The organism is Saccharothrix longispora, from assembly GCF_030852425.1.
Lineage (GTDB): Bacteria > Actinomycetota > Actinomycetes > Mycobacteriales > Pseudonocardiaceae > Actinosynnema > Actinosynnema longispora.
Window position 1 is genome coordinate 659,111 of record NZ_NSDM01000001.1, and the last position, 24,501, is coordinate 683,611.

Sequence of the window (24,501 nt, forward strand, 5' to 3'; positions counted from 1 at the left end):
GCGACCGGCGCCGGGCGCACGGCTCAGCGCCGTCCGCCCCGCCGTCGCGGGCGGCGCCCGCCGCGCCTACACCGACGATCACCCGGTCCGGCATGAATGCCACACGTCCGTAGCACCGCGGTGGAACCGCGACCGGTCCGGGTGTTCCCCTCGCAGCATGTGGGGACGACGCACCGCCGCCGCGGCGGGAACGGCCGCCCTGCTCCTCGCCGCCGCGCTCTCCACCGCGGGCCGACCGCCACCGCCCGTCGTCACGGCGGCGAGCACGCTCGCGCCCAGGGCGTACTTCGTGGCGCACGGCGGCGCGCTCCAGGTCCTCGACACCACCGACGGCACGGTCGTGGCCCGCGCGCGGAGCGGCTCGTGGACGACGGGCGCCGCGGTGGCCCCGGACGGGCGACGCGCGTACGTGGTCAACGGGTGGGCGGGCGTCGTCACGGCCATCGACACCGCCGGCGGCAAGGTGGTCGGCCGCATCGACGCGGGCGCGCAGCTCGCCGAGGCGGTGATGCGCCCCGACGGGGGCCGGCTCTACGTGACCGGCGGCGACTCGGTCGCGGTGATCGACCCGGAGGGGTTCCGGCTGGTCGCCGCGATCACCGTGGGCGGCCGGCCGCAGGGCATCGCGATCAGCCCCGACGGCGGGCGGCTCTACGTGGCCAACGCCCAGGACGGCACGCTGGTCGTGGTCGACACGGCGTCCGCGAGCCCGGTGGCGGCGGTCGAGGTGGGCGGCCTGCCGCAGCACGTGGCGGTCAGCCCCGACGGCTCCGCGGTCTACGTCAGCTCCCTGGACGTGGGGGAGGGCACCGGCACGGTGTCCGAGGTCGACCCGGTGGACCACCGCGTCCGCTGGTCGACGCCGGTCGGCGAGGGCGCGGGCAACCTCGCGGTCACCCCGGACGGGCGGCGCGTCTACGTGGCGCTCGACCGGGGCGTGGCCGTGCTGGACACGGACACGCGCGCGAGCCGGACCCTGCCGTTCGCGGCGCGGGCGCTGGCCATCGCGCCCGGCGACCGCCGCGTGTTCCTGGCCTCCGGGAACACGACCACCGTGCTGGACAGCGCGGACGACCGGGTGCTGGCGACGTACCGGCTCAGCGGCCTCGACGACGACGGTCGAGGCTTCGAGGCCACGACCATCGCCTTCGAGCGGCCGCCCGGCTCGGACCGGGACTAGGACATCGCCCGGGCGGGCTGTGGCGTCTCCTCGTCGTCGGCGGGCGCGTCCTCGTGGATCGCCACGCGCTCCTGGATGCGCCGCAGCGGACCGGGCGCCCACCACGCGGCGTCGCCGAGCAGCCTCATCACCGCGGGCACGAGCAGCATCCGCACCACGGTGGCGTCGAGGGCGAGCGCGAGGATCATGCCGACGCCGACGAACCGCATCATCGTGATCTGCGAGAACGCGAACGCGCCGGTCACCACGATCAGCAGCAGCGCCGCCGCGGTGATGACCCGGCCGGTCTTGGCGAGGCCCGTCGTCACCGCCTCCTCGGTGGACGCGCCGCGCCCGCGCGCCTCGACCATGCGGGACAGCAGGAACACCTCGTAGTCGGTGGACAGGCCGAACACCACGGCCGCCATCAGCACGACGATGCCGGACTCCAGCGGCGCGGGGGTGACGCCGAGCAGCGACGCGCCGTGGCCCTCCTGGAACACCCACACCAGCACGCCGAACGTGGCGGACAGGCTGAGCGCGCTCATCACCACGGCCTTGATCGGCAGCAGCACCGAGCCGAACGCGAGGAACATCAACACGAACGTGGCGCCGACGAGCAGCACGATCATCAGCGGCAGCGTGTCGGCGATGGCGTCGAGGCTGTCGGACACCATCGCGGTGCTGCCGCCCACGAGCACCTCGTCGCCGGGGCCGTCGAGCGCCCGCACGTCCTTCAGCGCCTGCTTCGACCGGTCGCTCAGCGGGTCCTGGTCGAGGCCGGCGGTGATCGACCAGACGCCGTCGGCGGGTTCGGCGGCGAGCCGCGCCTCGCCCACGCCGGGCACCTCGCCGACCCGGCCGACGAACTCCTGCACCTCGGCGGGCGACGGGTCACCGGTGACCACGATCTTGAAGCCGGTGTTGGACAGCGCGGCGAAGTCGGTGTTGATGGTCTCGGCGGCGACCCGCGCCGGGTTGCCCTCGGGCAGCACCTTCTCGGTGACCTCGCCGAACTTCACGCCCAGGAACGGCGCGCCGAGCCCGAGCAGCAGCAGCACGATGGGCAGCGCGAACAGCACCGGGCGCTTCATGACCCGGCCCGCGAGCCGCCGCCAGCCCGCCTCGGACGGGGCCTTGTCCTTGCGCCACGGCATGGCGAGCTTGTCGACGCGGTGGCCCAGGACGCCCAGCAGCGCGGGCAGCAGGGTCAGCGACACCAGCGCGGCGATGGCCACCGCCGCCATGCCGCCGTAGCTGAGCGACTTGAGGAAGCCCTGCGGGAACAGCAGCAGCCCGGCCAGCGCGATGACCAGCAGCGTCGCCGAGAACAGCACGGTGCGGCCGGCGGACATGACGGTGCGGCGCACGGCGTCGGGCACGGCGCGGCCCGCGGCCAGCTCCTCCCGGAACCGGCCGACCATGAACAGGCCGTAGTCGATCGCCATGCCGAGGCCGAGCAGGCTGGCCACGTTGACCGCGAACGAGTTGACGTCCGCCGCGTGGGACACGGCGTGCAGCACGCCGAGCGAGCCGAGGATCGCGAGGCCGCCGACGAGCACCGGCAGCGAGGCGGCGACCAGGCCGCCGAAGATGACCACGAGCAGGAGCAGCACGATCGGCAGCGACACGGCCTCGGCCTTGGTGAGGTCGGAGGCGGACATGTCGCTGATCGCCTTCTGCGTCGGCACGAAGCCGCCGACCAGCGGTTGCCGTCCGTCGACCGCCAGTTCGCCGGCGATCTGCTCGTACTGCTTGATCTGCGTGTTGGAGTCGCCGGAGGCGAGCGTGATCACGACGAGGGACTTGCCGCCCTCCGGCGAGGGCACGGGCGGCAGGACGTTCAGCACGGCGTCGCGCGGCAGGTCGGCCAGCTCGGCGGCGATCCGCTGGAGGTCGGCCGGGTCGACGGTGTCGTAGACGGCGAGGACGTCACCGCCCTGGCGGCCGAACGCCTCCTGGGCGACCTCGGTGGCGCGCGCGGCCTCGCTGTCGGGCGCCTCGTAGCCGCCCTGGCTCAGCTTGTCGAACACGCCGAGGCCCCAGATACCGCCCACCACCGCCAGGACGACGGTCGCGACCAGCACCGCCCAGCGACGCCGGTAGGCGAGCGATCCCCACTTCGCGAACACGTGTCCTCCCAGGTTGATGGGCTACCGTTGCGCGAATGGCGTCAATTCGGTGAACACCGTTCACTAGACCAGCTGGGAATTTATACCCGGTCGATAACCACTACAACCTGATTGGGTGACATATGACGGAGGCCACGCGGCGGGAACGGATGCGTGCCGACACCGAGCGCGAGATCCGTCGCCAGGCGCGTGCCCTGCTCGTGGAACACGGACGCGACGCCGTCACGTTGCGTGCGATCGCCCGGGAGGTCGGCATCACCGCCCCCGCGCTCTACCGCTACTACGACTCGCGCGAGGACCTGCTCCGCAGCCTCGCCGAGGACGTGTGCGCCGACCTCGCCGCCGAACTGGACCGGGGCCTGGCGGGCGTCGACGAGCACGACGTGGCCGCGCAGGTCTTCGCCGTGTGCCGGGGGTTCCGGCGCTGGGCCCTGGCGCACCCCCAGGAGTTCGCGCTGGTCTTCGCCTCCACCGAGGACCACCTGGGCCGGTGCGGGCCGGACGCGCACCGCCACGTGGTCGGCGACCCGTTCGGCCGGGTGTTCCTCCGGGTCGCGGGCCGGTTGATCGTCGCGCACCCGATGCCCGAGGGCGTCGGCGCGGACGTGCCCGCCGAGCTGCACGCCGACCTCGCCGCGTTCCGGCAGGTGCTGCTGGCGGCGGTGGACGCCGACGGGTCGGCGGTCGACGAGGCCGCGCTGACGCTCGGCGCGGTCCACCACATCACGCAGTGCTGGGTCCGGATCTACGGGCACGTGGCGCTGGAGGTGTTCGGGCGGTTCCCGTTCGCGGTGGCCGACCCTGAGCCGCTGTTCGATTCCATGCTGTCGCGCATGTTGAGCGAGGCGGGTTTCGCTCCGCAACCGTGAGCTGCGACTTCCGGAGGGACCCGCTGGGCCGTTCGAGCGCTTTTCGCGGTACGGGCGCATCCGGGCCGCACTCGTCGGGGTTGCATGGTGCGGGGTCCACGGGGGTCGACTGAGGCGGGGCGGTGGCGAAGAAGGAATCGGGTGGTGGCGGCGTGGCGCTCGTGGCCGCGGTGCTCGTCGTGCTCGCCGGAGCGGGCGGCGCCGGCGGCGCGGCGCTGAACTCCGGCGCGGGCGGCGGCGGGGGCGCGGCGCCCGTCGAGAGCATCGGCGTGCGCAAGTGGGACGCCAAGCGCAGCGCGCGCGGCGGCGACGTCGAGGGCGCGGTCGCCCACCTGGGCGTGCGGATCACCAAGCAGGCCGTCAAGCAGGAGCTGGACTGCCACGCCAACTCGTTCGGCCGGGTCCGCGACTTCTTCGCGCACACGCCGTGCACCTCGCTGGACCGCCTGCTGCTGGCGGTCGGCGACGGCGCGGGCGGCGCGGCCGTCGTCTCGGTCGCCTGGGTCACCTTCCCCGGCCGCAAGCAGGCCCGCCAGTTCGAGGACGTCGTGGACGTGCACGGCTCGGGCGACGTGCGGCCGCTCGGCACGACCGTCCTGGGCATGGCGGACATCCCGTTCACCGCCGCGCACTACTGGTCGGAGACCGTGGACACGACCATCGCGATCGCCGAGTCCGAACCCGCGGGCGGCACGCCCGACCCCGAGCTGCTCGACGCGCTCGCCGAGGTCGCCGCCCAACTCCCGCGACCGTAGGGAGGGCGGCGACCCCGGCCCACCGGCCGGGATCACCGCCCCACGCCCCCCGGGGGCGGTTACAGCACCACGTTGACCAGTCGGCCCGGGACGACGATGACCTTGCGCGGCTCCTTGCCGGCCAGCAGCTCCGCCACCTTCTCCTCGGCCAGCGCCGCCGCCCCCACCTCGTCCTGCGACGCCGACGCGGCGACGACGACGCGCGCCTTCACCTTGCCGTTGACCTGGATCGGGTACTCGGTGGTGTCCTCCACCAGGTACCCCTCGTCGGCCACCGGGAACGGGCCGTGGGCCAGCGACCCGGTGTGGCCCAGCTTCGCCCACAGCTCCTCGGCCACGTGCGGGCTCAGCGGGGCCAGCATCAGCACCAGCGGCTCCGCCAGGACGCGCGGCGCACCGCCCGGGTAGTGCTTGGTGACGTGGTTGTTCAGCTCGATCAGCTTCGCGCCGGCCGTGTTGTAGCGCAGGTTCGCGTAGTCGTCGTGCACACCCGCGATCGTCCTGTGCAGCAGCCGCAGCGCTTCCTCGCCCGGCTCCTCCGACGTCACCCGCGGCTCGCCGGTGGTCTCGTCGACCAGGTTGCGCCACAGCCGTTGCAGGAACCGCTGCGCGCCGACGACGTCCTTCGTCGCCCACGGCCGCGACACGTCCATCGGGCCCATCGACATCTCGTACAGCCGGAACGTGTCCGCGCCGTACTTCTCGCACATCTCGTCGGGCGTGACGACGTTCTTCAGGCTCTTGCCCATCTTGCCGTACTCGCGCCGCACCTCCCCGCCCTCGAAGAAGTACTTGCCGTCGCGCTCCTCCACCCGCTCGGCGGGCACGTACGCGCCGCGCGCGTCGGTGTAGGCGTACGCCTCGATGTAGCCCTGGTTGAACAGCCGCCGGTACGGCTCGTCGCCCGTCAGGTGGCCCAGGTCGAACAGCACCTTCTGCCAGAACCGCGCGTACAGCAGGTGCAGCACGGCGTGCTCGACGCCGCCGATGTACAGGTCGACGCCGCCCGGGTCCGCGTCACCGTGCTCGGCCGGGCGCGGGCCCAGCCAGTAGCGCTCGTTCTCCGCGTTGACGAACCGCTCGGTCTCGGTCGGGTCCACGTACCGCAGCTGGTACCAGCACGACCCCGCCCAGTTGGGCATGGTGTTGGTCTCGCGGCGGTACTTCCTGGGGCCGTCGCCCAGGTCCAGCTCGACGGTCACCCACTCCTCGGCGCGCGACAGCGGCGGCGACGGCTCGGAGTTCGCGTCCTCCGGCTCGAACGTGCGCGGCGAGTAGTCGTCCACCTCCGGCAGCTCGATCGGCAGCATCGACTCGGGCACCGCGACGGGCGTGCCGTCCTCGTCGTAGACGATCGGGAACGGCTCGCCCCAGTACCGCTGGCGGGAGAACAGCCAGTCGCGCAGCTTGAACTGCACGGTGCCCTCGCCGCGGTCGTGCTCCTCCAGCCAGGCGATGACCTTCTTCTTCGCCTCGGCGACGTCCAGGCCGTCCAGGCTCAGGCTGCTCTCGTGGCTGCTGTTGATCGCGGGGCCCGCGCCCGTGTACGCCTCGCCGTCGAAGCCCTCGGGCGGCTGCACGGTGCGGATGATCGGCAGGTCGAACTTCTTCGCGAAGTCCCAGTCGCGCTGGTCCTGCCCGGGCACGGCCATGATCGCGCCGGTGCCGTAGCCCATCAGCACGTAGTCCGCGACGTACACCGGGATGTGCGCGCCGTTGACCGGGTTGGTGGCGTGCGCGCCGGTGAAGACGCCGGTCTTGTCCTTGTTCTCCTGCCGGTCCAGGTCGGACTTGCGCGCCACCTCGCGCCGGTAGGCGGCGATCTCGTCGGCCCGCTCGGGCGCGGTGATCACGTCGACCAGCGGGTGCTCGGGCGCCAGCACCACGTAGGTGGCGCCGAACAGCGTGTCCGGGCGGGTGGTGAACACCTCGATGTCGTGGTCCCCGACCGCGAACCTGACCCGCGCGCCGTTGGAGCGGCCGATCCAGTTCCGCTGCATCGACTTGACCTTCTCCGGCCAGTCCAGCCGGTCCAGGTCGTCCACCAGGCGGTCCGAGTAGGCGGTGATCCGCATCATCCACTGGCGCAGGGAGCGGCGGAACACCGGGAAGTTGCCGCGCTCGCTGCGGCCGTCGGCGGTGACCTCCTCGTTCGCCAGCACGGTGCCCAGGCCGGGGCACCAGTTCACCGGCGCCTCGGACAGGTAGGCCAGGCGGTGCTGCCCCAGCAGCTTCTCCCGCTCGTGGCCGGTCAGCTCGGCCCACGGCGCGCCGGGCGTGGCGCGCTCACCCGACTCGAACTCGGCGACCAGCTCGGCGATCGGCCGGGCCTTGGCCACGCGCGGGTCGTACCAGGAGTCGAAGATCTGCAGGAAGATCCACTGGGTCCACTTGTAGTAGTCCGGGTCGATCGTGGAGATCCGCCGGCGCTCGTCGTGGCCCAGGCCCAGCCTGCGGATCTGCCGCAGGTAGGTCTGGATGTTGTCCTCGGTGGTCTTGCGCGGGTGCTGGCCGGTCTGCACGGCGTACTGCTCGGCGGGCAGGCCGAACGCGTCGAAGCCCATCGTGTGCAGGACGTTGCGGCCGTTCATGCGGTGGTACCGGGCGTAGACGTCCGTGCCGATGAAGCCCAGCGGGTGACCCACGTGCAGGCCCGAGCCCGACGGGTACGGGAACATGTCCTGCACGAACAGCTTGTCCGCGGGCACGTCGCCCTGGAGCGGGCCGACCGGGTTCGGCGCGTGGAAGGTGCCGTGCTCCTCCCAGTGCTGCTGCCACCGCTTCTCGATCTCGCCGGCCAGTTCGGCGGTGTAGCGGAAGGCGGGCTTCTCGTCCGCCGCGTCGGTGCTCATCGGGATGTCCCTCTCCATCGGATACCTGCCCCTGACATGACGAAACCCCCCAGCCTGGATGAGGCATGAGGGGTTGCCGCGCCGACCTGGCCTGACGAGGTCTGCGCGGCTAGCTAAGGAGCAGGCGGGCCTTGCTCATGCCGTCAACGGTATCAGCGCAGCGCAAGTGCGACGACGCGGTGGGCGCCTTCCGGTGCAGCGGACGTCACGCGGGGCTGGTTCGACCGAGGTCGGAGGACCGGCCTACCCTCGTCAGGGTGAACATCGTGCTGCCTGTGGTACTGGGTCTGATCGGCGTCGCCTTCGGAGCGGTCGGCTTCCTGGGCCTGCGCGGGGCGCTGCACCGCAACCGGTTCTTCGGCGTGCGCACCAAGGCCACCCTCCGCGACGACGAGGCGTTCGCCCTGGCCAACAAGATCGCGGCCGTGCCCACCCTGGCGGCGGGCGCCATCGCGCTGGTCGCGGCGGTCGCGGGCGCGGTCAACCCGGCAGCCTCCCTGGTCATCGGCCTGATCGGGCTCGTCGGCAGCGTCGTGGTCGCGAGCGCGGGCGGCGTGCTGGGGCACCGGGCGGCCGAGGCCATGCCCGAGCCCACCCCGGCCGGCTGCGGCGGGTGCGCCTGCGCCGGCGGCGGGTGCGGCGTGCTCTCCCGCGCCTGACCCCTCAGTTCCGGCGGACGTCCGTCGGGAACGTGGCCAGCAGCGCCGTCGGCATGCCCTGGCGGCGCAGCACCCGACCCCACAGGTCGACGCCGGGCGGCGTGAGCACGTCGTCGGGCAGGCCCTTGACCACGATCCAGTCGCCGCGCTCGACCTCACCCGCCAACTGGCCCTCGCTCCACCCCGAGTAGCCGGCGAACACCCGCATGCCGCGCACCTTCGGCACCAGGGCGTCCGGGTCGGCGTCCAGGTCGACCAAGGCAACCGGACCGTGCACGGCGACCACACCTTCGAGTGAAGCCAGGTCCTGCCCGGTGCGCATCGCGGCGAGGCACAGCGCGGTCTTCTGCTCGACCGGGCCGCCGATGTACACCGCCTGCGGGCGGGTGACGTGCGGGCCCCAGACGGGCAGCACGTCGTGCACCGCCACCTCGCTGGGCCTGTTCAGGACGACCCCGAGGGTGCCCTCGCCGCGGTGGTCGATGACGTAGACCACGGTCCGGCGGAAGTTGGGGTCGACCAGGCTCGGTGCCGCGACCAGCAGCGAACCCGGTTCGACATCGGCATCAGGGCGCACCCCTGCATGATCTCAGAAGACGTGGATCACACAGGGGGCGGAACAACCGGGCTACCGTGGTCGTTGTACGAACCGTCAGGCGTCTTCGTGTCCCCCGGGCTCACTAGAAACCGCCTTCGCGGAATACCGTTCGGCTGGAGCCGCGCTGCGCAAGCCGCCGTGAGGCGACCGGGCGCCTGGCACCAGGGAGGCCGGACCCTTGCGGGTCCGGCCTTCCTGGCCACCACCTCCCGGCACCACCTTCGGGCACGACCTTCGGGCCGGTCCCCGCGGTGCTCCGGTGGTCAGGGGGCCGTTCCGCCGGCAGGAGGCATAGGCTCGTCCCCGTGACCACCGCCGGTGCCGGCACGGCACAGCACCACCTCGGTGCCCGCAAGCTCCTCGCCGCGCCGGACTTCCGCAGGCTGCTCGCCTCCAGGCTGGCGGCCCAGTGGGGCGACGGCCTGTTCCAGGCCGGCCTCGCGGGCGCCGTGCTGTTCAACCCCGAGCGCCACGCCGACCCGCTCGCCGTGGCCGCCGGGTTCGCCGTGCTCCTCCTGCCGTACTCGGTGGTCGGACCGTTCGCGGGCGCCCTGCTCGACCGGTGGGACCGCCGCCGCGTGCTCGTCGTGGCGAACCTCGCACGCGGGCTGTTCGTGCTGCTCACCGCCGTCGCGGTCGGACTCGGACTGGCCGGCGTGCCGCTGTACGCCGCGGCGCTCGTCGTGACGGGCGTCAGCCGGTTCGTCGGTTCCGGGCTGTCCGCGTCGCTGCCGCACGTCGTGCACGAGGACCACCTGGTCGAGGCCAACGCGTTCGTCACCACGGCGGGCGCGCTCACCGCGGTGCTCGGCGCGGGCTGCGCGGTCGGGCTGCGGGAGCTGTTCGGCGCCGGTGACGGCGGCTCGGGGTCCGCCACGGCCTTCGCCGTGCTCGGCTCGCTGGCCGCCGCGCTCCTGGCGTCCCGGTTCGGCCGCGGCGCGCTCGGCCCGGACGAGGTCGACGAGCCGAGCCGGACGCTGACCGCCGTCGCGCACGGCCTGCTGGACGGCGCGCGTGCCGCGTGGCGCACCCCCACGGTCGCCGCCGCGCTGCTGGCGCTGCTCGCGCACCGGGCGGCGTTCGGCGCGTCGCTGCTGCTCACGCTGCTGCTGATGCGCCACTCGCTGGAGGACTTCGGCCCGCTGAAGGCGGGCCTGGCCGGGCTCGGCGAGGTCGCCGTGGCCGGTGGCGCGGGCATCCTGCTCGCGGGCCTGGTGACCGACCGGGTCGTGGCCGTGCTGGGCCGCCGAGGCACCGTGTGCGGGGCGCTCCTGCTGGCCGCGTCCACCCAGCTGGGCCTCGGCCTGCCGATGCTGCTGCCGACGATCCTCGCCGCGTCGTTCCTGCTCACGTTCGCCGGGCAGGTCGTGAAGCTGTGCGTGGACGCGGCCGTGCAGGGCGACATCGGCGACGAGGTCCGCGGCCGGGTGTTCGCCCTGTACGACACGCTGTTCAACGCCACGCAGGTGGCCGCCGTCACCGCCGCGGCGGCCGTCGTCCCCCTGGACGGCCGATCACCCGGTCTGGTGGTCGCCGCGACGACGGCGTACCTGCTCGGACTGCTCGGCTACCTGCTGATGACCCGGCGGACCGCTACCTCGGCAGCGGGAGCCTGATCACGCCCGTCTCGTGGGCGTAGACCACCGCCGCCATCCGGTCCCGCAGGCTCAGCGCCCCCAGGATCTCCGACACCACCACCCCCACCTGGCGCTGGCTGATGGCCAGCACCCTCGCGATCTCGTGATCGGCCAACCCCCTGGCCAGGCAGCGGAGCACCGCCCGTTGTCGATCGGTCAACGCTTCCAGGCCCTGCGCCCGGGTGCCCCCCTCGGACAACCCCCACGCGTTCATGCGACACCACCCCCAGTGCACGTCCTGCGCACAGGGTCATGGTCCCGCAACCGCCTGTCACTGACCACCCCGCGAGACCGAGATTGGTCACTTCGGGTGCTCGCCGCGTCACTCGGCGGGCGGCTCGACGCCCTCCGCGCGCGCCCACGCGAGCAGTTCGGCGACCGCCTCGTCGTGGTCCAGGGGACCGCGGTCCAGGCGCAGCTCCTTGAGGAACTTCCACGCCCGGCCGACCAGCGGACCCGGCGGCAGGCCGAGCAGCCGCATGATCTCGTTGCCGTCGAGGTCGGGCCGGACCCGCTTCAGGTCCTCCTCGGCGGCGATCCGCTCGATGCGGCGCTCAAGGTCGTCGTAGGTGCGCTGGAGCGCGTTGGCCTTGCGCCTGTTGCGCGTGGTGCAGTCGGCGCGCACGAGCTTGTGCAGGCGCGGCAGCAGGTGCTCGGCGTCCGTCACGTACCGGCGCACCGCCGAGTCGGTCCACTCGCCACCGCCGTAGCCGTGGAAGCGCAGGTGGAGGTACACGAGCTGGGCGACGTCCTCGGTGACGTCCTTCGAGTACTTGAGGGCGCGCAAACGCTTGCGGACCATCTTGGCGCCGACCACCTCGTGGTGGTGGAACGACACCCCGCCGCCCTCCTCGAACCGGCGGGTGGCCGGCTTGCCGATGTCGTGCAGCAGCGCGGCGAGCCGGAGCACGAGGTCGGGCTCGGGACCCTCCTCCAGGTCGATCGCCTGGTCGAGCACGGTGAGGGAGTGGGTGTAGACGTCCTTGTGCTGGTGGTGCTCGTCGATCTCCAGCTTCATCGCGGGCAGCTCGGGCAGCACGACGTCGGCGAGCTTCGCGTCGACCATCAGCTCCACACCCGCGCGCGGGTGCGCCCCGGTGAGCAGCTTCGACAGCTCCACCTGGACGCGCTCGGCCGTGATGCGGCCCAGCTCGCCGGCCATGGCGGCCATGGCCTCGCGGACGCGCGGCGCGACGGTGAAGCCGAGCTGCGAGGCGAACCGGGCGGCGCGCAGCATCCGCAGCGGGTCGTCGGAGAAGGACTCCTGCGGCGTGGCGGGCGTGTCCAGCACCCGTTCGCGCAGCGCCCGCCGTCCGCCGGTCGGGTCGATGAGCCGCCGCGCGACCAGGTCGTACGCCATCGCGTTGGCGGTGAAGTCGCGCCGGACCAGGTCGCCCTCGATGGAGTCGCCGAAGGTCACCTCGGGGTTCCGGGACACGCCGTCGTAGCTGTCCGCGCGGAACGTGGTGATCTCCACGGTCTGCCCGTGCTTGCTCGCCCCGACCGTGCCGAACGCGATGCCGGTGTCCCAGATCGCCTCGGCCCACCCCTTGAGCAGCGCGAGGATCTGCGGCGGCCGGGCGTCGGTGGTGAAGTCGAGGTCGCCGGACAGCCTGCCGAGCAGCGCGTCCCGCACGCTGCCGCCCACCAGGTAGAGCCGGTGGCCGGCCGCGTGGAAGCGGTCGGCGAGCTCGTCGGCGACGGGGGAGCTCCCCACGGGGGAGCCGGTAGGCAGGTCCACCACGGCATTGTCCTGCACGGCGGGGGCGTTGGGTCCGGACACGAGGAGCGAGGGTACTGGTCGTGCCACGGGGGCCCGAACGAGTTGTCCACAGGCGGGCCGCGACCGGCGACGGGCCGGCCCGGTCCCCGGTTGACGGGAAATCGGGGGGACCCCTGGCCGGGGGACCCCTGCTCGAGCTCACCCGAAGCGGTCGTCGTCGCCCACGCGCGGGCGTCACGACCACCCTCCGCCGAGTTGATCACCTGTCGCTACAGGACGGTCACGTCCCGTAACCGCTGGTCGCTACTACCATCAGCGTCATGCCCCAGTCGTCCGGTCGCTCCGGCGGTCCCAAGCCGAGGCGCCGGAACAGGCGTCGCGGTCGCCGGCTGAAGACCGTCGACGAGACGTCGGCGGGCGGGCTGGTGCTCGACTTCGAGCGGCGCGCCGCCGCGGTGATCGGGCGGTTGGACCGGCGGGGGCGGTTGCTGTGGTCCCTGCCGAAGGGCCACATCGAGGCCGGTGAGACCGCGGAGCAGACCGCGGTGCGCGAGGTCGCCGAGGAGACCGGTATTCATAGCAGGGTGCTCCGGCCGCTCGGCTCGATCGACTACTGGTTCGTGGCCGAGGACCGGCGGGTGCACAAGACCGTCCACCACTTCCTCCTGGAGGCGCTGGGCGGCGAGCTTTCCGATGAAGACGTGGAGGTCACCGAGGTGGCGTGGGTGCCCCTTGGCGAACTGGACGAGCGGCTCGCCTACGCGGACGAGCGCCGACTGGTGCGCCGCGCCGCCGAACTGCTCTCCGAATACGAGACGAATGGGTACCGGAAAACCGGCTACCGGACGGACGGAGCGGAGTCGGCGTGAAACGGCTGCTGTCCGCGCTCGCGGCGGCGGGGTTCCTGGTCGTGTCCTCGGGGGTCGCCGCGCACGCGGCCCCAGACGGCGGCAGGCTGCCCGTCCGCCCGGCGCCGGCGACCCAGGTCTGGGCGACCCGGGCGCTGTCGAGCCAACCCGGTGAGCAGGCCCAACAGCTGCTGCGCCTGGACGTGGAGGACATGATCCCCCGCGTCGTCACCGGCGCGACCGACTCGGTCACGATCTCCGGCAAGGTCGTGAACGTCGGCGACCGCCGGATCGACGACATCGAGCTGCGCCTGGAACGCGGTGAGCCGCTGACCAGCGAGGAGGACGTCCGCAAGGCGCTGCGCGAACCCACCGACGCCGAGGTCGTCCAACCGAGCTTCACGCCCGTCGCCGACCGGCTGGAGCGCAACGAGTCGAAGCCGTTCCGGCTGACCGTCCCGCTGCGCGGGACCGGCCCGACGTCGCTCGACATCGACGAGCCCGGCGTCTACCCGATCCTGGCGAACATCAACGGCGTCCCCGACTTCGGCGGCCGCGCCCGGCTGGCCGCGCTGAGCACGCTGCTGCCGGTGGTCGCGGTGCCCGGCGGCGAGGGGCGCGGCACGCCCGCGAACCCGGCGAAGGTCACGCTGCTGTGGCCGCTGGCCGACCGGCCGCGCCTCGTCACGCAGAACCCGACCGTGCTCACCGACGACGAGCTGGCCGGGTCGCTCGCCATGGGCGGCCGGCTGTGGGGCCTGCTCAAGGCGTACGGGTCCGCGCTGGACGGCCAGCTCGGGCAGGGCGTGTGCCTGGCCGTGGACCCCGACCTGCTGCGCACGGTGAGCGCGATGGCCCGGGGCTACGAGGTGCGCGGCCAGGGGCCGGGCAAGGGCGAGGGCGAGGCCGAGCTGTGGCTGGCCCAGCTGCGCCTGCTGGCGGGCGGGCGGTGCGTGGTCGCGCTGCCCGACGCCGACGCCGACCTGGTCGCCCTGTCCCGCGCCCGGCTCACCGGGATGGGCGCGCTGGCGCTGGGCGGCGCGGACGTCGTCCGCGAGGTGCTGGACGTGCAGCCGGTGCAGGGCCTGGTGTGGCCCGACGACGGGGTGCTCGACCAGCAGACCCTCGACGACCTGAGGGCCGGCGGCGTCACGTCGCTGGTGCTGGACCAGTCCGCGGTGGCGGGCACGCCGGGCACCGGGCCGGTTCGGTTCGACCAGCCCGGGGGCGAGCCGGTGCGGGCGGTGCGCGTGGACGGCATGGTGTCCGACGCGCTCCAGGGCGCGGCGGCGGCCCGGCCGACCGCGGGCGTGAGCACCCCGGCCGAGGCGAAGCCGGTGTCGGTGCAGAACGCGCTGGCCGCGCTGGCGTTCCGCGCCGCGTTCCAGGACACCGGCCAGCACGTCGTGATCGCGCCGCCGCGCCGGTGGAACGCGCCGACGGGCGAGGTCAACACGCTGCTGGAGACGACGAAGTCGCTGATCGGCGGCGGGTACGCGACCGCCGTGGGCCTCGACTCGCTGCTCGCCACCGCGCCGGAGCAGACGGCGGCGCTGAGCTACCCGGTCGAGGCCGGCGCGAGCGAGGTGCCCCCGGCGGTCACCGCGGAGGTCGGCGAGACGTGGCAGGACCTCGGGCGGCTGGCCGCGGCGATGCGCCAGCCGGACGCCGCGTCGACCGAGCCCGCCGACCTGGTCGACCCGCTGCGACTGGGCCTGCTGCACGCGGTGTCGGGCGCGTGGCGCGGCGACGAGGACGGCGCGCTCGCGGCCCTCGCCCGCGGTCGCGAGCAGGTCGAGGGCCTGCTGGGCCAGGTGACGGTGACCGAGCCGAACAGCCCGATCCTGCTGGGCTCGGCGGACAGCCCGCTGCTGGTGTCGATCAAGAACCGGCTCGACGTGCGGATCACCGTGCGGGTCGTCATCGAGGACACGCCCAGCCTCCAGGCCAAGGCGCTGCCGGACCAGGAGCTGCCCGCGCGCGGCGACCTGCTGCTCCAGGTGCCGGTGGAGGTGCTGCGGTCCGGCCGGTTCCCGGTGCACATCAGGATCACCACGCCGGACGGCGTGGAGCTGGGCGAACGGGCCCGGCTGGAGGTGTCGTCCTCCGCGTACGGGACCATCACGGTGGTCATCACCGCACTGGCGGGCGTGGCGCTGGTGCTGCTGTCGGCCCGGCGGATCTACCGGCGGGTGCGCGCGACGCGGGCGGCCGCGACGCAGGTGCCGGACGACGCCGGCGGCGTCGTCCCGGAGAGGTCGAGCACGAGTTGAGGCGAACAACCACGGACGGGACGACGGTGGTCCGGGAGACGACGACGGTGGACCAGGAGACGCAGCGGACGCACGCGGTGGGCGCACGGCCCGCGCCCTCGTTGGCGCGGGCGGGCGGGTCGATGGCGATCGCCACGGTCGTCAGCCGCGCCTCGGGCCTCCTCTCGAAGCTGCTGCTGATCACGATCGTCGGCGTCGACGTGCTGAACGACTCCTACCAGGTCGCCACCACGCTGCCGACGATGATCAACGAGCTGCTGCTCGGCGGCGTGCTGACCAGCGTCGCGATCCCGCTGCTGGTCAGGGCGGAGACCGAGGACGAGGACCGGGGCGAGTCGTACGCGCAGTGGATGGTCACGATGGCCGCCGTGCTGCTCGGCGCGGGCACGGTCGTCGCCATCGCCTGCGCGCCGCTGCTGACCGACCTGTTCGTCAGCTCGGACACCGACGCCAACCCGGAGCTGGTCACCGCGTTCGCGTACCTGGTGCTGCCGGGCATCGTGTTCTACGGCCTGTCCGCGCTGCTCGGCGCCATCCTGAACACGCGCAACGTGTTCGGGCTGCCCACCTGGGCGCCGGTGCTGAACAACGTCGTGGTGATCGCGACGCTCGGCGTGTACTGGCTGATGCCGGGCGAGATCTCGCTGGACCCGGTGCGGATGGGCGAGCCGAAGCTGCTGGTCCTGGGTCTGGGCACGATGCTGGGCGTGGCGCTCCAGGCGATGGTGCTGCTGCCCGCGATGAAGCGCACCGGCTTCCGGTTCCGCTGGCGGTGGGGCTGGGACCGCAGGCTCGCCGAGTTCGGCGGGCTGGCGTTCTGGGTGCTGCTGTACGTGGGCCTCGGCTTCGCCAGCATGGTGGTGCTGACCCGCGTCGCCACGCACGACCCGGGCGCGATCACCGCCTACAACATGCAGTGGCTGATCGCTCAGGTGCCGTACGGCGTGCTGGGCGTGTCGCTGCTGACCGCGCTGATGCCGAAGATGAGCCGCGCGGCGGCGACGAACGACACCGGTGGCCTGGTCGGCGACCTGTCGTTCGGCAACCGGATGTCGTCGATCCTGCTCATGCCGTTCAGCGCGCTGCTGACGGTCGCGGGCGTGTCGATCGGCCTGGCCGTGTTCGCGCACGGCGCGTCGGGCATCGAGGGCGGCGAGGCGATCGGCACGGCGCTGGCGCTGTCGGCGTTCGGCCTGGTCCCGTACGCGATCACGCTGCTCCAGCTGCGCGTGTTCTACGCGATGAAGGACGCCCGGACGCCGACGCTGATCCAGGCGGTCATCGTCGTGGTCCGGATCGGGCTGCTGTACGCGTTCCTGGCGATCTCGCCGCCGGACAAGCTCGCGGTCGGCGTGTCGATCGCGATGTCGTTGAGCTTCGTGGTCGGCGCGCTGGTGGGGCAGGTGTGGCTGCGCCTGCGCCTCGGCCGGCTGCGCACCGGCTACACCGCGTGGACGATCTGCCTCACGGTGGTGGCGTCCGCGATCGCGTTCGGCGCGGCCACCGGTCTCGCCTGGCTGGTGGTTCACCTGTTGGGATTCGAATCCCGCGTGGCGAACGCCTGGGTCGAGGTCGTGATCCAGACCGTCGTCGGCCTGCCGCTCAGCTTCGTGCTGCTCGCCCTGTTCCGGGTGCCCGAGGTGAAGCCGGCGATCGGCAAGATCAGTCGTTTGGTGGGTCGTCGGTGAGCCCTGCGACAGCACCCGTTCACGTACTCTCAGCCCCGTGAGCAGCGGCCCCATCCAGAACACCTCGCTGGTGCCCGGCGGGGTGATCGGCGACGGCCGCTACCGGTTGCTGGCGCAGTCCGGCGCCGACCGCCGGTGCGACGCGCAGCTGTGGCGGGCGAGGGACGGGCAGCTCAACCGGGACGTGGCGCTGACCGTCCTGGTGGGCAACCCGGCCGACCACGCCGCCGCGGCCCGCGCCAAGCGGACCGCCGAGCGCGCCATGCACGCGTCGAGCTTCACCCACCCCGGCGTCGCGCGGGTCATCGACGTGCTGACGCCCGGTGCGGGCATCAAGCTCGACGAGGGCATCCTCGGCATGGTCGTGGCCGAGTGGACCCGGGGCACCGACCTGATGGAGCTGGTCGCCGAGGGCCCGATGGCCGCCGGTGCGGCGACCCGGCTGCTGGAACCGCTGGGCGCGGCGATCGAGGGCGCCCACCACGCCGGCCTCGTGCTCGGCGCGGACCACCCGCAGCGCATCCGGGTCACCCCCGACGGCCGGTTGCGGCTCGCGTTCCCCGGCCCCCGGCCGGACGCCATCGCCCGCGACGACGTCAAGGGCCTCGGCGCGGTGCTGTACCTGCTGCTCACCGGCCGGTGGGCACTGCCGGGCGGGCCGGAGAACGTGCCCGTGGCCCCGACCGGGCCGGACGGGGCCGTGGTCGCGCCGAGCGCGCTGCGCCCCCACGTGCCGCACGAGCTGTCGTCGGTGGCGGTGCGCAGCCTGGAGGACACCAGCGTCGGCGGCATCCGGACCAGCGCGGCGATCCTCCAGGTGCTCGACCAGATCTCCCGGTCCGAGGCGGAGACGGCGCTGATCCGGCCGGTGCCCGACGACGGCACGGACGACGGCGCGGTGTGGACCACGCAGCGGCCCGCGCGCGGCAAGGAGCACAACCGCAAGCTGATGATCAGCGTGGCCGTGCTGGCCGTGGCGACGCTCGCGGTGATCGCCTGGCTCGGCGTGCAGATCGTGAGCTTCTTCAGCGACGAGCCGTCCGGCACCGGCGGCCCGACCGTGGTGATCGGCCAGTCGAGCACGCCGGGCGCCAGCGGCCAGCAGGCGGCGCCCGCGCCGCAGCCCGCCGGTCCGGTGCAGCCCGCGTCGGTCGGCGTCTACGACGTGACGAACCAGCCGGACAACGCCAACCGCGCGAACCGGGCCGTGGACAACAACCCGACCACGGTGTGGCAGACGGAGAACTACTTCCAGCCGTTCCCGGCCCTCAAGCCGGGCATCGGCCTGATGGCCGGGTTCGCCGAACCGGTGAAGCTGGCCTCCGTCACGGTCACCTCGCCCAGCGAGGGCACGGTCGTGGAGATCCGGGTGGCGGGCGCCGACGGCGCGCCGCTGGAGGAGACGAAGGTCATCGCGACCGCGACCCTGTCGGCGGGGCAGACGCAGATCCAGCTCAACGAGCACGAGGCGACCCAGCACGTGCTGGTGTGGGTGACGAAGCTGGCGGGCAGCGGCCGGAACAACCGCTCGGAGATCGCGGAGCTGGTCTACACCCGCGCGCAGTGACCCCTCCGGTGACCACTGACACGCCCCGTGACACCCGGATAGCCGGAACGGGTGATCGGAGCAGCACCGGGCAGGACCGATAGGCTCCGCGCGTGACCGCCGCAGCCAGCTCGGACGCAGACCTCATCGCGGCGCACGCCGCGGGTGACCCGCATGCCTTCTCCGAGCTGGTGCGCAGGCACCGGGACCGGATGTGGGCGGTGGCGTTGCGCACGCTCCGGGACCCGGAGGAAGCGGCCGACGCGCTCCAGGAGGCGTTCATCTCCGCGTTCCGCGCGGCCGCGAGCTTCCGGGCCGAGTCGCAGGTCACGACGTGGCTGCACCGAATAGTCGTGAACGCCTGCCTCGACCGGATGCGCAGGAGGCAGACCAGGCCGACCGTGCCGCTGCCGGAGGCCGGTCCGGGCGAGCCGGTGGCGCCGCGGGACGCGATGGCCGAGCGGGAGACCCGCCTGGTCGTCCAGGCGGCCCTGAACGAGCTGCCCGAGGATCAGCGCGCGCCGATCATCCTGGTCGACGTCGAGGGCTACTCGGTGGCCGAGACCGCGCAGCTGCTGGGCATCGCCGAGGGCACCGTGAAATCGCGGTGCGCGCGCGGTCGGGCGAAGCTCGCCAAAGTTCTGGGGCACCTCCGGAACCGGGGTGCAGAAGCGAACGTCCCAGGGAACGATGTGCAGGTGCAACAGGGACGTCAGTTGGAGGAACGATGAGCGGCAATGTGCGGCGTTCCGGGCCGCCGTGGTCCGTCGACCTGCTGGCTGACCTGCACGCGGGCGCGTTGGACCCGGAGACCGAGGCCGAGCTGCGGCCACTGGTGGAGGACGACCCGGAGGCGCGGGCGGTGCTGGCCGCCCTCGACGCCACCCTCGCCGACCTGCGCGACCTGCCCCCCATCCCGATGCCGCGCGCGGTGGCCGACCGCCTCGACGCCGCACTCGCCGCCGAGGCTCGCTCGTCCGCCCGGCCCGCGCCCGTCGCGCCGGTGGTCGACCTCGCCGCGGCGAGGGCCAAGCGCGCCAAGCGCCTCGGCTGGGGCGCGGGCGTCGTGGTGGCCGCCGCGGCGGCGGTCGGCATCGCCGTGCTGACCGTGCCGGGGAACGACCCGGCGGGCGACGGCAACGGCAACCAGGCCCAGCCGGGCGACACGCAGGACTCGCAGGTCTCGCCGCCCCTCGCGGTGCGCGACCAGGAGTTCGGGCCGGTCTTCGGCGACGTGCTCAAGGCGCAGAACTACGGCCCGCTGGAGAACCAGGACAAGCTGACCGGTTGCCTCCAGGGCGCGAACATCACGGCGGGCAAGCCGATCGGGGTCAGCCCGATCACGCTGGACGAGCGCCCCGCCGTGATGGCGATCCTGCCCGGCGGCAAGCCGGGGGCGTACCGGATCGTCGTGGTCGACCCCGACACGTGCGGCCCGGACAACCCGGACGGCGTCCTGGCGAACAGCACCATCGAGCCGTAGCCCACCTCACTCGGTCGGGAAGGAATTACCGAGCCCTACGATCCGTTGGACGGATAGCCCACCGGGGATTCCCGGCGGGACGACTAACGGAGGTCGAGGGTGTCGGACGTTCGGAACCTGATCGTGGTGGGATCGGGGCCCGCCGGGTACACCGCGGGCGTCTACGCGGCGCGCGCGCAGCTCGAACCGCTGGTGTTCGAGGGCTCGCAGTACGGCGGCGCGCTGATGACCACGACCGAAGTCGAGAACTACCCCGGTTTCCGCGACGGCGTCATGGGCCCCGACCTCATGGAGGAGATGCGGGAGCAGGCCAAGCGCTTCGGCGCCGAGCTGCGGTCCGAGGACGTCGAGGAGCTGGAGCTCGACGGGCCGGTCAAGTACGTGACCGCCAACGGCACGCGGTACGCGGCGAAGGCGGTCGTGCTCGCCATGGGGGCGGCGGCCCGCTACCTGCACGTGCCCGGTGAGCAGGAGCTGCTCGGCCGCGGCGTGTCGTCCTGCGCCACGTGCGACGGCTTCTTCTTCCGCGACCAGGACATCGCCGTCATCGGCGGCGGCGACTCGGCGATGGAGGAGGCCACCTTCCTGACCAAGTTCGCCCGGTCGGTGACGGTCATCCACCGCCGCGAGGAGTTCCGCGCCTCCAGGATCATGCTGGACCGGGCGCGCTCCAACGAGAAGATCAAGTGGCTGCTCAACGCCGAGGTCGTCGAGGTGCTGGGCGAGGGCTCGGTGTCCGGCGTGAAGACCCGCGACACGCGGACCGGCGAGGTGACGGAGCACCCGTTCACCGGCTTCTTCGTCGCGATCGGCCACGACCCGCGCAGCTCCCTGGTCAAGGGCCAGGTCGAGCTCGACGGTGAGGGCTACGTGGTGACCCAGGGCCGCACCACCTACACGAACGTGGACGGGGTGTTCGCCGCCGGCGACCTCGTCGACCACACCTACCGCCAGGCGATCACCGCCGCCGGCTCGGGCTGCTCCGCCGCGATCGACGCGGAGCGGTGGCTCGCCGAGCACGGCGTCGCGGAGGCCGAGGTGTCCGCCGAGCACGTGGGCGGCGGCTACGGCGAGCCCGTCACCACCAGCTGACCCCACCCCCAAGAGGAGAGACACAATGGCAGGCTCCACCGTGGTCACGTCCGCTCAGACGTTCGCCGACGACGTTCTGACCAGCGAGAAGCCCGTCCTGGTCGACTTCTGGGCGACCTGGTGCGGCCCGTGCAAGATGGTCGCCCCCGTCCTGGAGGAGATCGCCGCCGAGCACGCCGAGAAGATCACCGTCGCGAAGCTCGACATCGACGCCAACCCGTCGATCGCCCGCGACTACCAGATCATGTCGGTGCCGACCATGATCCTGTTCCAGGGCGGTCGCCCGGTGAAGCAGATCGTGGGCGCCAAGCCGAAGGCCGCGCTGCTGAACGACCTGGCCGACGTGCTCTGACAGTGCACCCCGAACGGGTGAGCCGTCCCTCTTCTGCAGAGGTAGGCGGCTCACCCGTTCGTGCGTTGATGAGCACTGCCAGTAGCCCTGCGAGTGGTGACCGCGGGAACAAGGCACAATGGGGCGTCAAGTTCAGCGTCGACGGGGTGTCGGCGCCTAAGTGAGCGAGGGGTGCATGCTGCTACTCCGCCGCGGGGACTTCGGTCCGGACGTCGCCGAGGTCAGGGCAACCCTGACGAAGCTCGGTCTGCTGTCCGACCCGCAGCCGTCGCAGGTCTTCGACCTACCGGTCGAGCACGCCGTGCGAGCGTTCCAGCAGCAGCGGGGCCTCATCACCGACGGCCTGGTCGGTCCCGCCACCTATCGCGCGCTGCGCGACGCGACCTACCGGCTCGGCGACCGACCGCTGGCGTTCCTGATGGCGCAACCGGTGACCGGCGACGACGTGTCCGCCCTCCAGGAGCGCCTGCTGGAGCTGGGCTACGACGCCGGCCGCGCGAACGGCGAGTTCGGCCAGCAGACGGAGCAGGCCCTGCGCAGCTTCCAGCGCGACTACGGCCTGATCGTGGACGGCATGTGCGGTCCCGACACGGTGCGGGCGCTGCGCCAGCTCCAGCCGAAGGTCCGGGGCGGGCGGCCGGTGTTCCTGCGCGAGCAGGAACACGTGCGCCGGGCCGGCCCGAGGCTGTCCGGCAAGCGGATCATCATCGACCCGGGCCACGGCGGTGACGACCGGGGCGTGGTCGTCGAGGGCGTGTCCGAGGCCGACGTCATGCTCGACCTGGCCAGGCTGCTGGAGGGCAAGATGGCGGCCACCGGCATGGAGGCCCTGCTCACCCGCGGGCCGAACCACAACCCGGACGAGGGCGAGCGGGCCAGGTTCGCCAACGAGGCGGGCGCCGACCTGATCCTGTCGCTGCACTGCGACGCCAACCGCTCCCCGCTCGCCTCGGGCGTGGCGAGCTTCCACTTCGGCACCGGCAACGGCACGTCGTCCACGGTCGGCGAGGCGCTGGCGGGCTACATCCAGCGCGAGATCATCGCCCGCACCGGCATGGCGGACTGCGGCACGCACCCCAAGACGTGGGACATGCTGCGGATGACCCGCTGCACGGCCGTGCGCATCGAGGTGGGCTACCTGACCAACCCGGGGGACCGGCAGCGGCTGGCGAACCCGTCGTTCCGGGACGTCGTCGCCGAGGGCGTCCTGGTGGCGGTGAAGCGCCTCTACCTGCTCGGCAAGGACGACCAGCCCACCGGCACGTTCACCCTGGACGACCTGATGCGGCACGAGGTCGCGACCGGCCAGACCCGCTAGCCCGCCCACCGGCCGACCCGCGCGTCCACCCCGGCGGCGTTCCCGTCGCCGGGGCTCAGCCGGGCATCTCCCACGGGATGCCGGACAGCACCCGACCGGTCTCCAGCAGGGACTTGAGGTTCGACAGCACGGCGGGCCAGCCGTGGGCGACCTGCGCGCGACCGGTGTCGTCCAGGCCCTCGTGGGTCACCGTGAGCCGGACGACGTCCTGGTAGGGCTGCACGAGGAAGGTGACGGTCGACGTCGAGGACTCGTCGGCCGGGTCGACCCACGTGGTCACCAGGCGGTGCGGCGGGTCGGCCTCGACGACCACGCCCACCACGTCGTCCACGTCCGAACCGTCGGCGCGGCGGTGGGCCCAGGGCGACCCCACCCGCCAGTCCGAGACGTTGCGGTGCCCCCAGTAGGCCGCGGTCACGTCCGCGTCCGTGAGCGCCTCCCACACCCGTTCCGGGGAGCTCTCGATGTAGGTCACGTACACGTAATCCGGCTTCACCGGTTCCTCCGCGCGTCGCTTCACGTCGGCGAGCAACCGCAGGCGCGGTCGCTCGAACTTGTCGATCCACCGCTCCTGCACCTCGTGCAGGGGCACCGGGTTGAGGTAGTGCAGCTTCTCCCGGCCCCGGCGGACCGTCGTGACGAGGTTCGCGGCCTCCAGCACGGCCAGGTGCTGGCTCACCGACTGCCGGGCCATGCCGAGCCGCGAGCACAGTTCGCCCAGCGTCTGCCCGTTGTCGGCGTGCAGGCGGTCGAGCAGGTGCCGGCGCGTCCCGTCGGCCAGGGCCTTGAACACCTCGTCCACGCCGACAAGATATGCAGGTATTTACCTGCATGTCAACGAGCGGCCGAGGAACAGCAGGTCAGGGCACGGATCAGGCGGGTCGGAAGCTCGGTTCGGCGATCGTGTTCGTCACGGTGACCGAGCTGAGCAGCCGCTCCAGCGCCGCCTCCACGTCTTCCTTCCAGGAGGACGCGCTGCGCAGCTCCAGCCGGAGCCGGGGCCAGCGGGGGTGCGGGCGGACGGTCTTGAAGCCGACCTGGAGCAGGAAGTCGGTGGGCGTGACGCAGCTCGGGCCGTCGTCGTCGGGCTGGTTGTCGCCGAACGCCTCGATGGCCTTGACGCCGCGCCGGGTGAGGTCCTTCGCCACGGTCTGCACCAGCACCCGCCCGAGGCCGCCGCCGCGGAACTCGGGCAGCACCTCCAGGCCGGTCATCAGCACCGCGTCGGCACTGGCGGGAGAGGTGGGGAAGGCGAGCGAGCGGGGCACGGCGGCCGGCGGCGCGTAGAACACGGAACCGGCGGGGATGCCGTCGCAGTAGATGATCCGACCGCAGGAGCCCCACTCCAGCAGCACGCTGGAGACCCAGGCCTCCTTCTCGAACTCGGTGTCGCCGAACTCCTCGGCCTGCTCCTTGAGGTGGGGCGCCAGCTCCCAGAACACACAGGTTCGACTGTGCTTGGAGAGGTGCTCCAGGTTGTCCAAGGTGACGCCCACGACACGACGCGACACCCGTAC

General features: G+C 72.8%; 21 protein-coding genes. 14 read left to right on the plus strand and 7 right to left on the minus strand.

The genetic code is table 11. The features are described from left to right. The first annotated feature begins 157 nt into the window (after positions 1 to 157). On the plus strand, positions 158 to 1,180 hold the full coding sequence (locus CKY47_RS03395) for a YncE family protein (protein WP_306744106.1): 1,023 nt from the start codon (positions 158 to 160) through the stop codon (positions 1,178 to 1,180). Here the strand turns inward: CKY47_RS03395 and CKY47_RS03400 are convergent. Further along, entirely contained in the window at positions 1,177 to 3,291 is a 2,115-nt protein-coding gene (locus tag CKY47_RS03400; protein ID WP_306744107.1) for an MMPL family transporter, read from the minus strand. The two genes, CKY47_RS03395 and CKY47_RS03400, sit on opposite strands and share 4 nt — an antisense overlap. 149 nt (positions 3,292 to 3,440) lie before the next feature. On the opposite strand from CKY47_RS03400, the gene CKY47_RS03405 reads away from it, so the two are divergent. Then, positions 3,441 to 4,160, plus strand: coding sequence for a TetR/AcrR family transcriptional regulator (locus CKY47_RS03405; protein ID WP_306744108.1), 720 nt, complete (start codon positions 3,441 to 3,443; stop codon positions 4,158 to 4,160). Between the two features lie 122 nt (positions 4,161 to 4,282). Then, on the plus strand, positions 4,283 to 4,915 hold the full coding sequence (locus CKY47_RS03410) for a hypothetical protein (protein ID WP_306744109.1): 633 nt from the start codon (positions 4,283 to 4,285) through the stop codon (positions 4,913 to 4,915). 59 nt (positions 4,916 to 4,974) lie between these two features. On the opposite strand, the gene leuS is transcribed toward CKY47_RS03410, so the two are convergent. Then, positions 4,975 to 7,767, minus strand: coding sequence for a leucine--tRNA ligase (leuS, locus tag CKY47_RS03415; RefSeq protein WP_306744110.1), 2,793 nt, complete (start codon positions 7,765 to 7,767; stop codon positions 4,975 to 4,977). Positions 7,768 to 8,024: 257 nt separating this feature from the next. Here leuS and CKY47_RS03420 point away from each other — a divergent pair, with 257 nt between their 5' ends. After that, complete coding sequence (locus tag CKY47_RS03420; protein WP_306744111.1) at positions 8,025 to 8,426, plus strand: SdpI family protein; 402 nt, start codon at positions 8,025 to 8,027, stop codon at positions 8,424 to 8,426. Between the two features lie 4 nt (positions 8,427 to 8,430). Here CKY47_RS03420 and CKY47_RS03425 read toward each other — a convergent pair whose 3' ends face one another. Beyond that, positions 8,431 to 9,003: a YqgE/AlgH family protein gene (locus tag CKY47_RS03425; protein WP_306744112.1), complete on the minus strand. Its 573-nt coding sequence runs from the start codon at positions 9,001 to 9,003 to the stop codon at positions 8,431 to 8,433. A gap of 326 nt (positions 9,004 to 9,329) precedes the next feature. Between CKY47_RS03425 and CKY47_RS03430 the strand changes: the two genes are divergently transcribed. Next, complete coding sequence (locus tag CKY47_RS03430; protein ID WP_306744113.1) at positions 9,330 to 10,640, plus strand: MFS transporter; 1,311 nt, start codon at positions 9,330 to 9,332, stop codon at positions 10,638 to 10,640. Here CKY47_RS03430 and CKY47_RS03435 read toward each other — a convergent pair. Both CKY47_RS03435 and CKY47_RS03440 read right to left on the minus strand, forming a co-directional pair. Further along, positions 10,618 to 10,875 carry a response regulator transcription factor gene (locus tag CKY47_RS03435; protein ID WP_306744114.1) on the minus strand — a complete coding sequence of 86 codons (258 nt, stop codon included), beginning with the start codon at positions 10,873 to 10,875 and terminating at the stop codon, positions 10,618 to 10,620. The two genes, CKY47_RS03430 and CKY47_RS03435, sit on opposite strands and share 23 nt — an antisense overlap. A 108-nt stretch (positions 10,876 to 10,983) precedes the next feature. Further along, a complete protein-coding gene (locus CKY47_RS03440; protein WP_306744537.1) occupies positions 10,984 to 12,420 on the minus strand; it encodes a CCA tRNA nucleotidyltransferase in 1,437 nt (478 codons plus the stop codon). Positions 12,421 to 12,704: 284 nt separating this feature from the next. On the opposite strand from CKY47_RS03440, the gene CKY47_RS03445 reads away from it, so the two are divergent. From CKY47_RS03445 to CKY47_RS03485, 9 genes are all read left to right on the plus strand, one after another. Further along, a complete protein-coding gene (locus CKY47_RS03445; protein WP_306744115.1) occupies positions 12,705 to 13,253 on the plus strand; it encodes an NUDIX hydrolase in 549 nt (182 codons plus the stop codon). Then, the gene (locus CKY47_RS03450; RefSeq protein WP_306744116.1) at positions 13,250 to 15,505 is read left to right on the plus strand and encodes a DUF6049 family protein; all 2,256 of its coding nucleotides are present in this window, start codon (positions 13,250 to 13,252) and stop codon (positions 15,503 to 15,505) included. The genes CKY47_RS03445 and CKY47_RS03450 overlap by 4 nt, the downstream gene beginning before the upstream one ends. Continuing rightward, the gene (murJ, locus tag CKY47_RS03455; RefSeq protein WP_306744117.1) at positions 15,502 to 17,193 is read left to right on the plus strand and encodes a murein biosynthesis integral membrane protein MurJ; all 1,692 of its coding nucleotides are present in this window, start codon (positions 15,502 to 15,504) and stop codon (positions 17,191 to 17,193) included. Before CKY47_RS03450 ends, murJ begins: the two co-directional genes overlap by 4 nt. Before the next feature lie 37 nt (positions 17,194 to 17,230). Further along, positions 17,231 to 18,760 carry a protein kinase family protein gene (locus CKY47_RS03460; protein WP_306744118.1) on the plus strand — a complete coding sequence of 510 codons (1,530 nt, stop codon included), beginning with the start codon at positions 17,231 to 17,233 and terminating at the stop codon, positions 18,758 to 18,760. Between the two features lie 92 nt (positions 18,761 to 18,852). Further along, the gene (sigM, locus tag CKY47_RS03465) at positions 18,853 to 19,470 is read left to right on the plus strand and encodes an RNA polymerase sigma factor SigM (protein WP_306744119.1); all 618 of its coding nucleotides are present in this window, start codon (positions 18,853 to 18,855) and stop codon (positions 19,468 to 19,470) included. Beyond that, a complete protein-coding gene (locus CKY47_RS03470) occupies positions 19,467 to 20,222 on the plus strand; it encodes an RsmA family anti-sigma factor (RefSeq protein WP_306744120.1) in 756 nt (251 codons plus the stop codon). The genes sigM and CKY47_RS03470 overlap by 4 nt, the downstream gene beginning before the upstream one ends. A gap of 99 nt (positions 20,223 to 20,321) precedes the next feature. Then, complete coding sequence (trxB, locus tag CKY47_RS03475; RefSeq protein ID WP_306744121.1) at positions 20,322 to 21,314, plus strand: thioredoxin-disulfide reductase; 993 nt, start codon at positions 20,322 to 20,324, stop codon at positions 21,312 to 21,314. 25 nt (positions 21,315 to 21,339) lie between these two features. After that, a complete protein-coding gene (gene trxA / locus CKY47_RS03480; RefSeq protein WP_306744122.1) occupies positions 21,340 to 21,666 on the plus strand; it encodes a thioredoxin in 327 nt (108 codons plus the stop codon). A 175-nt stretch (positions 21,667 to 21,841) separates the two neighbouring features. Beyond that, entirely contained in the window at positions 21,842 to 22,984 is a 1,143-nt protein-coding gene (locus CKY47_RS03485; RefSeq protein WP_306744123.1) for an N-acetylmuramoyl-L-alanine amidase, read from the plus strand. Positions 22,985 to 23,039: 55 nt separating this feature from the next. Here the strand turns inward: CKY47_RS03485 and CKY47_RS03490 are convergent, their stop codons facing one another. Both CKY47_RS03490 and CKY47_RS03495 read right to left on the minus strand, forming a co-directional pair. After that, on the minus strand, positions 23,040 to 23,786 hold the full coding sequence (locus tag CKY47_RS03490; protein ID WP_306744124.1) for an ArsR/SmtB family transcription factor: 747 nt from the start codon (positions 23,784 to 23,786) through the stop codon (positions 23,040 to 23,042). 70 nt (positions 23,787 to 23,856) lie between these two features. Continuing rightward, the gene (locus CKY47_RS03495) at positions 23,857 to 24,495 is read right to left on the minus strand and encodes a GNAT family N-acetyltransferase (protein ID WP_306744125.1); all 639 of its coding nucleotides are present in this window, start codon (positions 24,493 to 24,495) and stop codon (positions 23,857 to 23,859) included. Positions 24,496 to 24,501: the final 6 nt, after the last annotated feature.